Genomic DNA, 15,287 nt, shown 5'->3' with positions numbered 1-15,287 from the left:
TTAATTTGTTACAACTATGCCTTCAAATGCATTAACTCAGACCGCAATCACTGCGACGCTCAACACCCTGAAAAGCGATACCGATGCTGCCGTATCCGTATCCTCCAACGACGGGGTTCCGGTTATTGATAAATGGATTAAAATACTACAGGAAAGCCGCCCCGCTACTCCGGTACTGGACCAGTTAATGCAGCTCCGCTCCCTGCTCCAGATGCCCAGCCCCGACCCCGATCAGGTCAAACGGCTTCTGAAAGATCTGGCCGACAATACCACGCAAATCGTACAGTCGAGCGAAGGGCCGTGGATTAACGAGCTGCAACAGATTGCCCTGGCCTTACAGGATTTCAGCGATCAGCTATAAGTCGGGCCGACCGCTAAAATCCGTTCAAACCTAACCATCGTCTCAATGGCAACCCAACAACCAACCGAACTCATTCACACGACCATCTCGGCGTTGAACGACGGCGGTGTCACCAGCATCGTACCGGTCGACGGGCTATCCCTGATTGATAACTGGCTGGAAACGCTCGACGATTCCGCTGGTAATCAGCAGGTGGTTACTTCACTTCAGGAACTGAAAAGCCAGCTGGAAAGTGATGCCCCCGATCCGGTAACCGTCAAAACCATTCTGCTGGATTTATCGGAGCAACTCAACGTACAGGCTTCCAACAGCGATGCCTCTATTCACGAGCCACTCCGCGATCTGTCCAACGCCATTTTAACGCTTGCTACGTCCTTATAATATGGAATCTCACTCCACAGCAACCGATCTGCTCGATAAAACCATTGATAGTCTGGCTCATGGCCCGGGTGTCTCCGTCAGTGAAACCAATACCGATCTGCTCCAGCAGTGGATCGGCATTTTAAATGAATCCGAAAACACCCGGGATCTGGCCGGTAAGTTATCGCAACTCCAGGAGGCTGTAACCCAATCATCGCCCGACCCGGCCACCATCAACGGCCTTATGACTGAAATTGCCGACGCCGTTCAGGAGTTCAGTGGCGAAATTGGTCCGGAAGGTGAATTACCCTCTCAATTACAGGGTTTGGCTACGGCCCTGCGAACGGCCAGTGAAGAGCTCCAGTAACCTGATTACAGATCGATCTGCATTTTGACGTTCGCGCGCTGGTAGGGCGAGGGGGTGGATTCCACTTGGTAGAATCCCACTTTCCTGTACAATTCCAGCGCCGGCGTCAATGCGGTATTCGATTCCAGATAGACGCGTTTGGCCCCCATTTGGCGGGCGGCTTCAAGCAAATGCACACAAAGTTTTTTGCCAATCTGTTTGCCCTGTACTTCGGGGGATACCGCCATCTTGGCCAGTTCATACACCTCGTCGTTTTCCTTCAGCAGCGCACACGTACCGACAATGCGGCCCTGGTATCGGGCAAAAAACACGCGACCACCGTTCGCTATGATATAACTTTCCGGATTGCTCAGCGCCCGGATGTCGGGTTCTTCGACATTGAAATACTTCTCAATCCAGGCCAGATTCAGTTTCTTGAACTGTTCCCGATAAGCCGGATCAAAATCCAGAATCTGAATTTCGTCGAGCGGTTTCATCTTCACATAGTTTTTAAAACGACCCAGGTAATGCCCCTGCGCCAGTTGTATGAGGGACGGATGCAAAACCCGGTTTCGTCCGCGGTCGCATGTTCAGAGTAATTCGCTTACTTAAGCTGATTCCAGTAGATCAGCACGTTCAGGGTGGCCCGCCCTGAAGCAACCAGGTCCAGATCGCCGTCGCCGTCCAGATCAGCAGCCAGCAAATCTTCCGTTGCCATCCTTACGCTATCGTCCAGAATGTGTTCCTGCCAGGTTTTCAGGGTTTTATCCGGCACAAAAAGCCGTACGCCCACTTTCTTTTCGGCATTCGGATTCCGCCAGCCCACGGCAATCTGATCGACGCCGAGGTTCAAAAAGTCCCCACAGGCCAGCGCGTGGCCCTGATTCATCTGATCGGTCAGTGTTTGCTGCACACCGTACAGAAGCTTATCCGGCGCATCGGCAACAGGTCCGTTTTTGTATACCACCAATTTATTGCCGTGCATAGGTTCAACGGCTGCCACGAACGGTATTTTGCCATTCTGAAAGCCCCGACGCACCTCGCCCATGCCGTTGCCCGCGCCAATCCAACGCTCAACGGGTACCCATTTCCCCTTCCGGTACGCTACGGTTTTGCCTCCCTCCTTGCTACCAATCAGCAGACGGGTTTCCGGGCCGTCCTCCCAGATTTCGAAATTATGGGTCAGGTGCATCGTCGAATCAACGAGGTGCATGGGCCAGGGGTCGCGCGGATTTTTTGGTTTTTCGTAACCCAGAATGCGTACACCGCGCCCTTCGCCGTTTTTGTTGCCCAACCCGTGCAGCGGGACCACAATCAGCTGGTAGCGATTCGGCGCGACTTTTGCCCAGCGCATCCGGTGCGTTGTGATTTCGTGGTGCAGCCGGATGGGTTCCCAGCTTTGCGTGGGGTCCTGGGGCCGAACGAGGTAAAAGACGGCTCCGGATTTGGTGGTATCGTTGGTTTCGGACGGATTCCAGCCCGCACCCACGGCCACTTCCACCTTTCCATCGCCGTCAATGTCGCGGGCGGCAATGCAGACGTTGTCCTGCGGAGTCAGATTCTGGGCCATGACATGCCGGGACCAGTCGGCATCGCGCTTACCCGGGTTGCGGTACCAGACAATTTCCTTCTGATCGGCCATCAGAATGTCCGGCTTTCGGTCGCCGTCTACATCACCAATGGCCAGACCGTATCCAATATCAATTTGGTTATCAATAACCTGAACTTTAAAACTGGGTTTCTGGGCGTAGAGCGGCCCGACGAGCAGCAGCAGAGCGGCTATTTTTTTCATGGGAAGAAAGCAGGGTTCGTGGATGGACTTTCTCCAATATTCGGCATTCGCCGGCCAATAATCAACCCTTCACGGCTAATCCTTTTTACCGCTCCAGCGTTCGCCCAGTTGCAGCACCTTATACGGTGTTTGATACCGTTCCGCTTCGCGGACAAAATTGGCAGGGTCTTCGGTGTTGAACTCAAACAGATGGTAATGGTGCGGAATCACCAGCCGGGCGCCAATCTCCCGGCCCAGCCGGGCGGCTTCTTCGGGATTCAGATTCCCGGCCACGCGCCGTTCAGGTTTGTTGCCGTTGATGGGCAGAAAGGCCACGTCGATGGCAAACGGTTTCAGAATTTCCACCATTCCGTCATACCAGAGCGTATCCCCGCTGTGATAGAGCGTCCACGGCCCGGCCTGCACCACAAACCCCATGAACCGACACCGGCCCTGCGCATCGCGTTCCAGATCATTATGAGCCGCCGGAACCCCATGAACGATGAATCCGGCCACCTCCACGGTTTCGCCGTCGTTCAGGCCAATCGGAAAAGCCCGGTCATAATTCAGACGGTCGGCGACAAATGAACGGTTGGCTTCCGGAATAACAAACTGGGTTTTCGGATTGGTACGAAACAACGGCAACAGCGTTTCGGCATCGAGGTGATCGGTATGGTTGTGGCTGGACGTAACCACGTCAATATCTGCCAATTGCGCCGGATCGACTACCCGCTCCGACATCCGGATGTGCGGCTTATCGGTGTTGGCGTATTTAACCGTCAGCGAATCCGACAGATACGGGTCAAACAGGATGCTCCGGCCCTGCCATTGCACCAAAAAACCGCTCTGTCCCAGCCACCAGACGTGCAGTTGGTTAGCCTCCGAACGAGCGGTTTCAATATCAGTCAGTAACGTTTGGTCTTTTTGAACAGCGGGAATCAATTCCTTCATAAAGCAACGCGCAACATTAAGTTAAAACCGGTTTTCCCCGCAGGGGTTTCCGGGCAAAACCAGCCATCTGGCGAACAAAGCTAACCACCCCGATATACTGCAAAATATCGGCGTACATCATAACGTCTTTCAGGAAACCGTCAACCGGCCCCCGTTTGTCCATTTTATACGTATTTTTGGCCGACCACGGCACCCAGCACACTTCCTTCTGGTGCTTCCACATGTATTCGTTGATCGCCATTTCCAGCTGAAAACCGTCAACCGGTCCGGCCAGAACGGCGCGCAGATCGGCGGTTCGCAAAATCCGCTCTCCGGACAACAACACATCGGCACGGTTCATCCGGACAAACCATTCGGCATTCAGACGACGAAAAATAAGCATGTCCACATCCGGGCATGTACCAATCATCCGGACAATCTGCGCCAGTTCGTTGGGCTCCAGATTTCGCAAATCCGCATCCATCAGCATCACATACGGCGACTCAACGGCTTGCACCGCCCGTTTGATAGCCGCCGTTTTGCCCTGATTTTCCGGCATCCGCATCACCGTCAGGCGTGGCCACCGTTGCCGAATCCGGGCTAATGTATCGTCCTCCGAGCCATCATCGACACAGATGATCTGATCGAAAGCGCCCAGGGCCGTTACCACTTCCAAAACCGGGAAAATACGATCCCCTTCGTTATAAAACGGTATGATACAGGTAATTCCACAGCTATTTTCCATGCCCCACGTTGCATTGTTAACAGCTATAACAACTCCGAAAGGCGCACTGTGTTTGAGTTATTTATTCTCCCCTTACTTTTTTGGCTCCAGCCACCATATTAATTAGCTTCTGGCGGGCGGCCCACCGAGCCGTCTGGCTCAACCCGCAATCCGGCGCTACCGCCAGCTTCTCCGCCGGAATGTGTTTCAGGCACATTTCAATGCGCTCAACCACGTCATTGACGGTTTCGATGTAATAATTTTTTACGTCGATAATACCAACGGCCACGTCCATTTTCCGGGCAAATTCTGCAATCAACTCAATCTCATCAAACTCCCGGTTTGCCATTTCAACGTGAACTTCATCAACCGCTAAGTCCAGAAAATCCGGCAGCATGGGGTGAATTTTACGGTAACCAACGGGCCGACCTTTGAAATTGCCGAAGCACAGGTGCGTAGACAGGCGGCATTTGCCCACCACCGGGGCCACCGTCCGGTTAAAAATATCCACAAACCGCTTCGTATCTTCCTTGTAGGCATAACACGACATCGACGGCTCATCGACGGTAATTTCCTCACAGCCAGCCGCTACGAGGTCTTCGAGTTCTTTCCGGACAAAAGGCAGCAGGGCTTCCGTAATGGCATACCGGTCTTTGTAGCGATCATTTGGCAGCATCCGGCCACTGAGGGTGTAGGGTCCCGGAATGGACGCTTTCAGGGTGGGGCCAGCCGGAGCCAGCTTTTTCAGGCGCTGGTATTCCTGCACCGCGCCCAACCCGTTCGGGGCCGTCAGTTCCTCCACGATCGAGTGTTTACCGCGCTGATCGTGGGCAGGTGGACCAAATTTCCGCGTCTCGGCGTGGTTGGGTTGCAGCCCTTTGATGTAACCGTAGAACGACAGATTAAAGTCCAGCCGGGTTTGTTCACCGTCGGTAATGACGTCCAGCCCGGCGGTGGTCTGGTCATGAATAGCCGCTACCACGGCATCTTCAATCATTTCTTCTATATCGGCGGGACCAAACTGATCCAGATTCTGGGAAGCGAATTCGAGCCAGCCGGGAAACGGATAACTGCCAATGACGGTTGTACGGATGGGTTTGGGTTGCATGAGTTGGGGTATGTATCGACGCACGGAAGTTCGTGCGTCTGGTCAAAGTAAGAGTCTTATCACGTTAGCAATTACACCGATTGAACGGGAGCGCCCGCCGGTCCCTGAGTGGGCAGACTAGCCGTTTGCCCCACCTGTGCGTAAAGTTTGGCCAGCCGGTGGGCGTGTTCGTCATAAGCGGCTTCGAATAATTCCGTAGCCCGTTCGGACCCAACCACGGCACCGGCCGTCAGGACCTTGGGCGGTTGCCCGGCTTCGGTCAGCAGGCGGGCCAGTTCGGCTTTGATGCTGTTGATGATCAACGCGCCCCCCACCGTACTGCCGGGCGACACAGGTGTTTCCAAATTCGGAACCGTTACCATCGCATCACCCACGGGCGCACCGGTATCAAGCACCAGATCGGCAAAGTCACTTAGTTTCAGACCGTCTTTCCGCTTGCTGGTGCTCCGCTCTGCGTGTTCTCGGGTAATGATCGCAACAACTTTTACGCCCCGTTTCTGAAACTCTTCCGCCATTTCGATGGGCACCACGTTGCTCCCGCTCGACGAAATCACCAGCGCCGAATCCTGTCCCGAAAGGTCGTAATTCCGCAGTATCCGTTCGGCCAAACCCGGGACGTTTTCCAGAAACATGGCCTGCCGTTGCCCATTGGCCCCGACCACCAGGTTATGAAACGTCAGCGACAGCTCCACAATCGGATTGAAACCCGGAAATGAACCGTAGCGCGGCCACATTTCTTCCACCATAATCCGGCTGTGTCCCGAACCAAATACATGAACCATCCGGCCCGCCAGAATGGTGTCGGCAAACCACTGAGCCGCCTGCTGTAACTCCGCCGTCTGCCGCTCAACGACATCAATCAGGTGTCGGCATTTTTGTAAGTACGTGTGTATCATCATAGGGTATGTATTTCACTGTCTACTGTAACTGCGAACCCGGCCGCGCCAATGGCTCCCGCCCAGTCTTCGAAATGGGCTTTGCGGATGGTGGTCTTTTTACCCGCGGGTCGCCACTCAAAAAGATCCAGAAATGAGTCCAGAGGGCCAAACAACGCTTCACCGGCCTGCGTGATGCCGCCCCCCAGAATAACGACTTCCGGTGAAAAGGCATTGGCCAGACCGGCAATGGCCACAGCCAGATGCCGCACGGAAGTCAGCCAGACCAACGTGGCCAGTGGCTCCTGCCGGTGATACGCTTCCAGCAGTTCGTTGGTCATCGCATACCGCCCGTATGATCGGCGCGAAACCGTCGCGTTGCCAATGGCGTCTTCCAGCGAGCCGGGCGTACCGGTAATGCCCAACTGGCTGCTGTCGGCCTGAACCGGAATGTGGCCCAGATGACCGGCCATCTGGTAGAATCCCTGATAAAGATTCCCGTTTATCAGCAGACCGCCCCCCACGCCCGTGCCAAGCGTCAGCATGAGCGCATTCTGGATGTTGCGGGCGGCTCCAAACCGGGCTTCGGCCATCAGAGCGGCATGGGCATCGTTCAGCACCCGCACGGGCTGGCCCAGAAAGGCGGACCAGTTGAGTCCTTCCAGCCCCGGCAACCGGCCCGGCATGCAGGCAATTGCATCATTGGCGGGTGTGGGCAAACCCGGCGCCGACAGGCCAACCCCGGCCACCGCGCCGTCGGCACCGGCTTTAAGCTGACGAAATGTATCGGCGACGGCTTCTTTCCACTGGCCGTCTTCCCGGTCGTTGGTCGGTGTAATGACCCGGTGCAATACGGTACCGGTTTGGGCGTCGATCAATACGCCTTTAATCCGGGTGCCGCCAATGTCGATGCCGATTGCCTTCATGTATGCTGGTTTACGGGTTGGGGTAGTTTGTTACGGTTTCCGTCGGAACTGCCATAAGCCAGCAGACCGGCTCACCTGTTATCCAAAATCGTTTTGTTAAGAAGTCTACTCAATATTGCCCTTCGCTGACCTCCCAGCCACCATCGACTGCCAGCACCTGGCCCGTTGTAAATCGCGAATACTCCGACATGAAATAGATAGCAGCTCCGTCCAGATCGGTTGGCTGCCCGATGCGCCCACCGTCCAGCGGCTGTTTGGTGCCAATAAATTTCAGAATTGTTTCATCATTGGCCGCCCGTTGGGCCATTGGCGTTTCGACCAGACCGGGAGCCAGCACATTGACGCGGATATGGTTAGCCGCATAATAAGCCGCAATGGATTTTGTAAAACCGATAATGGCGGATTTGGTCGCGGCATACGCATGGGTCGCGAAATAATTCGGCGAGGGCGAAAAACCCAGCACGGAACCCATATTCAGAATCGTGCCGCCGGTATTCTGCTCCAGAAACGCCTGAATGGCCGCCTGATTGGAAAGCATCAGCGAAGTCAGATTCAGTTCAAAGGTTTTGTTCCAGCCTTCGAGCGTTAGCTGGTGCAACGGCCCATCGCCAAACCGCCGGCCGCTTCCGCCCGCTACGTGGTAGAGTCCATCAAAACCGCCAAATTCGCCCCGGCAAAGCGTAATGGCCGATATAGCCGTGGCCGGATCGGTGGCGTCGCCGTTCAGGGCCAGGCCAAAACCGCCCAGTTGAGCTTCGGCCGCCTTGCAGCTTTCTTCCTTTCGACCCACCACCACAACGCGGGCGCCCTGCCCAACAAATGCCTGCGCAGCCGACAGGCCCAAACCCGTTGTTCCGCCAATAATCACAATCCGTTTGTTCGCCAGCCACAGTTGGTCCATTGGATAAATAAAGAAAAGCCTTATGAAAAACGAAGGTATAAACTGGCTTTTAGTATTGCAACCACTTATTATAATAAGTTTCAGATTGAGCAGATTTTTGTATACTTGCTTACCAACCTTCCATTCTCTATGACCGATCGGCCAACCCGTATCCCGCAGTACCAGTATCTGTATGAATCGTTGCGTCAGCAAATCATCCGGGGTGATTTTAAAGCCGGTGACCTGTTGCCCTCCGAAAAAGACCTTCAGAATCAGTTCCGTCTGACGCAACCCACCATCCGGCAGGCGCTCGGTCTGCTGGTGCAGGACGGTTACATCCGCAAACACCAGGGCAAGGGCAGCATCGTACAGCCGCTCCCGATTGGCCTGGGCGTGATGTCGATTGTTGGGCGGCTGGCCAATACGGCAAATGCGACCCGGGCCGAGGGCATGACCACGACAATTGTGATCAAACCCAAGCAACATTCCTTCCCGGACGATTTTTTGTTTACCCCAACCGAAGAAGATACCAAAGCAGGTTTTATTTATTTCGAACGGCTGCGGGCGGTGGACGAGGAGCCCGTCTTTTTTGAGAAAATCAGTTTACCCAACCGGTATTTACCCGGTTTCTCACGCCAGCGGCTGGAAAACCGTTCACTGTTTGATTTGCTGCGGACCAAATACGGTTTGCTGGTCAAAGGTGGTGAACAGAAAGTGTTGGCTGTCACCGCCGACGGCGAGTTAGCACGGCACCTTCAGGTGAGCGTCAACACCCCCCTGCTGCGGCTCGACAAACGGCTCGATACCAACCGGCCTGATTTTAATTTCTATTCTTCCCTGTACGCCCGCACCGATCGTTACATGCTGCACGGACGGTTCTGACCTCAGGCCGGAACGATGATGGTAAACGTGGCTCCCTGGTCGGGAACACCTTCAGCCGTGATGATACCGCCGTGATTTTCCACGATTTTTCTGCAAATCGCCAGCCCGATTCCGGTGCCTTCAAAGTCTTTCCGGGTGTGGAGTCGCTGAAAAATAGCGAAGATTTTACCGGCGTACCGGTTGTCGAATCCAATACCGTTGTCGGCAATTTTCAGTTCCAGGTACGGCCGACCCGCCGTCAGACCAAGGGGCTGCACATCGCCCGGCGGCAAAAACCGGTGGCTGATCCGGACGACCGGAGGCACCCCTGTCCGGGCAAACTTGAAAGCATTCGTGAGCAGATTCTGAAAAAGTTGCCGGAACTGAGAGGCAATGACCGGCACAACCGGCAGATCATCGGTGTACACCTGAGCCTGCATCCGTTCCATCTGAAGCTCGAGCGCCTGTAGAACATCGTCCAGAATCTGCTTCAGGCTTTGTTTTTCAAAGGTTTGATCCGAAGAGATCAGCGAAACCGATAAAATATCCCCGATCAGCGTGTGCATTCGCTGGGCCGCGTCAATGATTTTCGCCAGATACACTTCTCCTTCCGCATTCATATTTCCCTGCTGGCTCTGTAGCAACCGATCACCAAACGTGGAAATTTTCCGCAGCGGCTCTTTCAGGTCGTGGCTGGCGATGTAGGCAAACTCCTGCAAACTGGCGTTTGACTGCACCAATCGGCGGTTTTTCTCCTCCACCTGGTGCTCGGCTTCCATCTTATCGGTAATATCGATTGAAATATTGAGAACATGCTCGACCCTTCCCTGCTGATTGCGGTCGAAAACCGTACCGTAGGTCTGAAACCAGCGGTACGGGCCGTTCTGGTGCCGCATCCGGTATTTAAATTCCAGAACCTGCGTTTCATCCTGACCATCAGACACCTGATTCGTCCTTTCCAGTGCCTGAGCGTTCTCAGCCAGCAGGCTCGGCAAATCGTCCGGGTGAATAAGGGTCAGTAAAAAATTAACTCCTTCCTCCAGAACCCGTTGCCGAGGATACCCCAATAGCATTTCAAACCCCTGACTAATAAATTGATACTGGCCCGAATGGATGTTATAGGTTCCGATGATAGCCGGGGCCGCATCGGTAATTTTCCGGATAAAATGAACCTGTTCATCAATTTTCTGCTGCAAAAGGCTGATATACAGAGTGAAAGCATTATTAGCCAGTTCAAGCGTATAGGCATCCAGTTCCCGGATGAGTCCGATTATCTGAACCGGATCGACGGTGTAGCGGGGCAGGAACGTCATAAAAGCCTGCTTACGGACGTATCCCATCAGGGCAATATCCCGGGTTGCAACCTGATTACGACCCACCCTGCCCAACTGATCATGCGCCCAGCGCTGCAACGTCGCATCAATGTGCTGGCTGGTCCGGTTTTCAGCAAAAGCCGTGAGCAGTTTCATCGACGAAGCGTTCAATATCCCGGCCAGTTGTTCGGGCGGCAGGTCTTTATAAAAAGCCAGCATCGGAATGTCTACCTGCCGGTATAGGCGCAGCAGTTCCTGGCTAAATTCTTCCAGGTGGTGGTCCAGCAAAAATTTGGCAAAATGGGGGCAATAGGTAAAGGCCAGTTTCGCAGAACCGGTCGTGCTAGCGTCGGATGGTATCACTCAGGTAAAAGTCATGGATGGCTTGTTTTCTAGGTCAGATCACGTTCTAAAATCCGGCCGGTTTGCTTGTCTTTTAGGATCACCTTATGCCGTCCGTCATGCGTTACTTCTTCTTTAATCAGGTAATAATTTTCGTCATAATCCACCAGCGTCGATTCGGGTTTCAGCCCCTCCTGACCCCGCCAGACCGGCAGGTGCACGGGTTCCCACTGCTTGGTTTCCGCCGACCGGTAAGCCGCGTCCAGGATGGCGTTAACCACATACCCGTCGTAGAACGTCTCGGCGGGTTGGCGTCCTTCATCGGCGGCATTGAACATATCCGTAAACATGTGGTTGTAGCCCAGGTCGTTTACCTCATCCCCCACCGGAAAAAGCCAGCCGGTGGTACTCTCCGCTTTTTCGGCCACATAATCAGCGCCTTTGCCAGTCGTAAACATCTCAAAACCCGTGCGCAGAAAGTTGTTGATCCAGATGGTGCCTTCGGTGCCCATCACTTCGTCGCGCAGGTCCATTCCACCCCGGAAGGTCCAGCTTACTTCGAACTGCCCAATGGCGCCGTTTTCGTATTTCACCAGGGCAATGGCGTGGTCTTCGGCGTCGATGGGTTTCACCTGCGTAGCCGCCCAGCACATCACCTCCACGGGTCTGACGTCTTTCCCGATGAAATTCCGGGCAATTTCCACGCAGTGGCAACCGAGGTCGAGCATACAGCCCCCACCGGCCTGTTCTTTGTCCCAAAACCAGTCACTATGCGGCCCCGGGTGCGTCTCGCGCGACTTGGCCCAGAGAATCCGGCCTAAAGCGCCGTTTTTAACGCTTTCGAGGGCTTTCAGGAATTTCGGGGTGTAACAGAGGTCTTCCAGATAACCGGCAAAAATTCCGGCTTCCTCCACGGCTTTCATCATCCGCAGGGCTTCCTCCCCATTACGGCCCAGCGGTTTGGTGCTCACCACGGCTTTTTTGTGTTTGGCGCAAAGCATCACGGCGGCTTCGTGCAGGTTGTTGGGCAGCGCAATGCACACCATATCGACCTCCGGATGGGCAATCACCTCCTCCATGTCTGTGCCCCAGATCGAACAACCGTAATCGGCGGCAAACTTTCTGGCGCTTTCTTCACGGCGGGCGTAAATGGCCACAACACGGTCGCGGCCCCGTTGACCGTGGATGGATTCGGCGTAGAACCGGCCAATAAAACCGGAACCCAGCATGGCAATTTTTCGCATAATAAGGTGAAAAGTTAGGAGTTAGGTATGAAAAGGTACGAGTTAGGAATGAATTTTACGCGTTAGCAACTCTTCATTTTTAGCTCATCCCTGCTTCCAAATATAGCCAGCGAGAAAATGGATGGATAGCTTTTTAGATTAAAAAGATAGAAAATACGAGCCAGCCTTACTATTTAACGCTAAATTTAGACGAGTCTAAATTTATTTTCTATATTTGTTCGAACGGGACAGTCATCCGTTTTTACTTGTTATAAAGAGCCATGCACTGGTTGCCGGTTTATCGACAGAAAATTGCCCGTATTCTGCTGATTCTGTTCAGCTTTATGCTGGTCAATTCGGTTGTTTTCCGGCACGCCCACAAGCTCGCCAGCGGACGGATTATCGTTCACGCGCACCCGTACATTCCGGTCGGCGATAGTCCCTATCAGCCCAACACACACACCACCGGAGAATTATTCTGGCTCGACAATTTCACGAACGCGCTCTACGACAGTCTGACGCCGTTTATGCTGGTCTGTGCGCTTCTGAGCGTGCCGGTGCTGCGTCTTTTCCTGACGATCTACGAGTCCATCAGTACCCATTTCTTTCCTTATTTCTCCCATCGGGGTCCGCCGGTTGTCGGATAACCTCTTCCCATTTCGTCGCTTTTGCGATCCTCTTCGTGCCCTGCTCCCCTGAGCGTCGGTGAATACTGGCTTATAACAGACTATTTCCCGGTGCCTTGGCAGCAGTGGTCCTATTTCTCCCTTTTTATCCATTGACACAACCATGCAAAAATCGATATACGTATCGGTGCTGCTCCTTTTGTGCAGTACCTTCTTTGCCTATGCGCAATCAACCGCCACAGTGGAAGGCCGGGTTCTCTCGAAACAAAAGCCACTGGAACTGAGCACCGTCGCCCTGAAAGGAACCCGTTTTGGCACCCTGACCGATACCGCGGGTGTTTTTAAATTAACCGGCATTCCGGCGGGGCGCTACCAGTTGGTGGTATCACAGGTGGGGTTCGAAACGTTCCAGAAAACCATTGTGCTGACCGCCGGACAAACATTCCGCCAGACCGTCGAACTCCGCGAAGCCGCCAACACGCTGGGTGAGGTGGTGGTAACAGGCACCATGAAAGAAGTGTCGAAACTGGAAAGTCCCGTTCCGGTGGAAATTTATACCCCCAAATTCTTCCAGAAAAACCCGACGCCCAACATCTACGATGCCCTGCAAAACATCAACGGCGTGCGGCCTCAGCTCAATTGCAACGTCTGCAATACCGGCGATATTCACATCAACGGGCTGGAAGGCCCCTACACAATGGTCCTGCTCGACGGTATGCCCATTGTTAGTGCGCTGTCGACGGTTTACGGCTTATCCGGCATCCCGAATTCGCTGGTCGAACGGGTTGAAGTGGTGAAAGGCCCCGCATCCACGCTGTACGGTTCGGAAGCCGTAGCCGGTCTGATCAACATCATTACGAAAAATCCGCTGAAAGCGCCCATTGTGACCGCGGACGTTTTTGGAACGAGCTGGCAGGAATACAATGCCGACCTGGGCGTGAAATTCCGGGCCGGAAGCGCCAATTCGCTGGTGGGTTTGAATTATTATAACTACCAGAAACCGTTTGACAAAAACGGCGACGGGTTCACGGATGTAACCCTGCAACACCGGATTTCGGTCTTTAATAAATGGCAGTTTGAACGGAAAGAAAACCGGCTGGCCAGCATCGCGGCCCGGTATTTTTACGAAGATCGCTGGGGCGGCCAAACCAACTGGAATCGCAGCCTGCGGGGCACCGACAGCCTGTATGCCGAAAGCATTTTCACCAAGCGCCTGGAGCTGATTGGGGCGTATCAACTGCCTACGACTGAAAACATTACCCTGCAATCGTCGTTCAACAGCCATAACCAGAACTCCGTTTACGGCACCACGCCCTTTCTGGCCACCCAGCGGATTTTCTTTGCCCAACTGCTCTGGAACAAGGAATTTAACAGCCATGTCAATTTGATGGTCGGAACGCCGTTTCGCTATACATTTTACGACGATAACACCCCGGCAACCCAGTCGGCCGACTCGCTCCGGCCCATCAACCAGCCCGACCGGACGCGACTGCCCGGCATTTTTGTGCAGCCTGAGTTTACGTTTAACGACCAGCACAAACTGCTGCTCGGCCTTCGCTACGATTATAATTCGCGACACGGTAACATCCTGACGCCCCGGTTTTCGTACAAATGGTCGCCCAACAAAGACAACGTGATTCGATTCAATGCCGGAACGGGCTACCGGGTGGTCAATCTGTTTACGGAAGATCATGCGGCCCTGACGGGCGCGCGGCAGGTGGTGGTTGAAGACGAACTCAAACCCGAACGAAGCTGGAATGTCAACCTGAATTATACCAAACTGATCGTGTTTGGCAGCGGTTTTCTGAACGTCGACGCGTCGCTGTTTTACACCTACTTCACCAACCGAATTATTGCCGATTACGATACGGATCCAAACAAAATCTTTTTCGACAATCTGAAAGGCCACTCGACTTCGAAGGGTCTGAGTGTCAACCTGGACGCTAACTTTACGTTCCCGCTGAAAGTCAACGCCGGTTTTACGCTCATGGACGTGTATAAAGTGGAAGACGATGCCGACGGGCAACCCGTTAAAACCCGCCAGTTACTGACCGAGCGCATCACGGGAACCTGGGCGGTTTCTTACGATTTCGGACGCGGCCTGTCCGCCGATTATACCGGCAATCTGTACGGCCCGATGCGGCTTCCCCTGCTGAGTTCCGACGATCCGCGGCCCGAATACTCACCGACCTGGAGCATTCAAAACATTCAGCTTACCAAGCGGTTTGACAATGGATTTGAAATTTACGGTGGACTAAAGAACCTGCTGAATTTCACGCCCCCGGCCAACAGCATTGCCCGGGCTTTTGACCCCTTCGACAAGGGGGTGGTTTTTGGCCCCGACGGGCAGGTGGTGGCCAGCCCCGACAATCCGTACCGGCTGACCTTTGACCCTACGTACGTATTCGCCCCCAACCAGGGAATTCGCGGTTTTTTGGGTGTTCGGTATACAATCCGCTAAGGAAAAAGACGTACAGCACCCCTGATTGGACCAATCGGGGGTGTGCAAAAAAGGGCGGGATGGCCGGTATAAACTTTTTTTTTGTAATATGGTTCTATGAGAAAACGTTGTTTTAATTCTGCTTTTTAAATTATTACTTTCAAGAATAGGACGTTTACCAGAAAGCCATGACCCAAAAGT

At 53.8% G+C, this 15,287-nt stretch carries 16 protein-coding genes; 6 read left to right on the top strand and 10 right to left on the bottom strand.

Annotated elements, in window-relative coordinates; all coding sequences use genetic code 11:
* The first annotated feature begins 16 nt into the window (after positions 1–16).
* The 3 genes from LX87_RS19565 to LX87_RS19555 are packed head-to-tail and all read left to right on the top strand — an operon-like array spanning position 17 to position 1,088.
* On the top strand, positions 17–361 hold the full coding sequence (locus LX87_RS19565; protein ID WP_111629975.1) for a hypothetical protein: 345 nt from the start codon (positions 17–19) through the stop codon (positions 359–361).
* A 45-nt stretch (positions 362–406) separates the two neighbouring features.
* Positions 407–742: a hypothetical protein gene (locus tag LX87_RS19560; protein ID WP_111629974.1), complete on the top strand. Its 336-nt coding sequence runs from the start codon at positions 407–409 to the stop codon at positions 740–742.
* A 1-nt stretch (position 743) separates the two neighbouring features.
* Complete coding sequence (locus LX87_RS19555; RefSeq protein WP_111629973.1) at positions 744–1,088, top strand: hypothetical protein; 345 nt, start codon at positions 744–746, stop codon at positions 1,086–1,088.
* A 5-nt stretch (positions 1,089–1,093) separates the two neighbouring features.
* On the opposite strand, the gene LX87_RS19550 is transcribed toward LX87_RS19555, so the two are convergent.
* The 8 genes from LX87_RS19550 to LX87_RS19515 all read right to left on the bottom strand — a co-directional run bounded on the left by LX87_RS19550 (position 1,094) and on the right by LX87_RS19515 (position 8,302).
* Positions 1,094–1,630, bottom strand: coding sequence for a GNAT family N-acetyltransferase (locus tag LX87_RS19550; RefSeq protein ID WP_146624508.1), 537 nt, complete (start codon positions 1,628–1,630; stop codon positions 1,094–1,096).
* A gap of 41 nt (positions 1,631–1,671) precedes the next feature.
* Positions 1,672–2,859 carry an FG-GAP repeat domain-containing protein gene (locus tag LX87_RS19545; protein ID WP_111629971.1) on the bottom strand — a complete coding sequence of 396 codons (1,188 nt, stop codon included), beginning with the start codon at positions 2,857–2,859 and terminating at the stop codon, positions 1,672–1,674.
* A gap of 75 nt (positions 2,860–2,934) precedes the next feature.
* Complete coding sequence (locus LX87_RS19540; RefSeq protein ID WP_111629970.1) at positions 2,935–3,789, bottom strand: MBL fold metallo-hydrolase; 855 nt, start codon at positions 3,787–3,789, stop codon at positions 2,935–2,937.
* 16 nt (positions 3,790–3,805) lie between these two features.
* Positions 3,806–4,513, bottom strand: a complete 708-nt coding sequence (locus LX87_RS19535; protein ID WP_111629969.1) for a glycosyltransferase family 2 protein — start codon at positions 4,511–4,513, stop codon at positions 3,806–3,808.
* A gap of 61 nt (positions 4,514–4,574) precedes the next feature.
* Entirely contained in the window at positions 4,575–5,600 is a 1,026-nt protein-coding gene (locus LX87_RS19530) for a methionine synthase (RefSeq protein ID WP_111629968.1), read from the bottom strand.
* A 71-nt stretch (positions 5,601–5,671) separates the two neighbouring features.
* Positions 5,672–6,499 carry a sugar isomerase domain-containing protein gene (locus LX87_RS19525; RefSeq protein ID WP_374755137.1) on the bottom strand — a complete coding sequence of 276 codons (828 nt, stop codon included), beginning with the start codon at positions 6,497–6,499 and terminating at the stop codon, positions 5,672–5,674.
* On the bottom strand, positions 6,496–7,401 hold the full coding sequence (locus LX87_RS19520; protein WP_111629967.1) for an ROK family protein: 906 nt from the start codon (positions 7,399–7,401) through the stop codon (positions 6,496–6,498). The genes LX87_RS19525 and LX87_RS19520 overlap by 4 nt, the downstream gene beginning before the upstream one ends.
* Positions 7,402–7,510: 109 nt before the next feature.
* Positions 7,511–8,302, bottom strand: coding sequence for an SDR family NAD(P)-dependent oxidoreductase (locus LX87_RS19515; RefSeq protein WP_211325341.1), 792 nt, complete (start codon positions 8,300–8,302; stop codon positions 7,511–7,513).
* A gap of 129 nt (positions 8,303–8,431) precedes the next feature.
* Here LX87_RS19515 and LX87_RS19510 point away from each other — a divergent pair, with 129 nt between their 5' ends.
* Entirely contained in the window at positions 8,432–9,163 is a 732-nt protein-coding gene (locus LX87_RS19510; protein ID WP_111629966.1) for a GntR family transcriptional regulator, read from the top strand.
* A gap of 2 nt (positions 9,164–9,165) precedes the next feature.
* Here LX87_RS19510 and LX87_RS19505 read toward each other — a convergent pair whose 3' ends face one another.
* Complete coding sequence (locus LX87_RS19505) at positions 9,166–10,818, bottom strand: sensor histidine kinase (protein WP_111629965.1); 1,653 nt, start codon at positions 10,816–10,818, stop codon at positions 9,166–9,168.
* A gap of 29 nt (positions 10,819–10,847) precedes the next feature.
* Positions 10,848–12,041: a Gfo/Idh/MocA family protein gene (locus LX87_RS19500; RefSeq protein WP_111629964.1), complete on the bottom strand. Its 1,194-nt coding sequence runs from the start codon at positions 12,039–12,041 to the stop codon at positions 10,848–10,850.
* Positions 12,042–12,301: 260 nt separating this feature from the next.
* On the opposite strand from LX87_RS19500, the gene LX87_RS19495 reads away from it, so the two are divergent.
* Both LX87_RS19495 and LX87_RS19490 read left to right on the top strand, forming a co-directional pair.
* Positions 12,302–12,667, top strand: coding sequence for a DUF8478 family putative metalloprotein (locus LX87_RS19495; protein WP_111629963.1), 366 nt, complete (start codon positions 12,302–12,304; stop codon positions 12,665–12,667).
* A gap of 142 nt (positions 12,668–12,809) precedes the next feature.
* Positions 12,810–15,107: a TonB-dependent receptor gene (locus LX87_RS19490; RefSeq protein ID WP_211325340.1), complete on the top strand. Its 2,298-nt coding sequence runs from the start codon at positions 12,810–12,812 to the stop codon at positions 15,105–15,107.
* Positions 15,108–15,287 lie beyond the last annotated feature (180 nt).

Origin of the sequence: Larkinella arboricola (assembly GCF_003259745.1) — a bacterium.
Taxonomy (GTDB): Bacteria; Bacteroidota; Bacteroidia; order Cytophagales; family Spirosomataceae; genus Larkinella; species Larkinella arboricola.
Note: the sequence above shows the minus strand (reverse complement) of the source record. Positions and strands in the feature narration are given on the sequence as shown.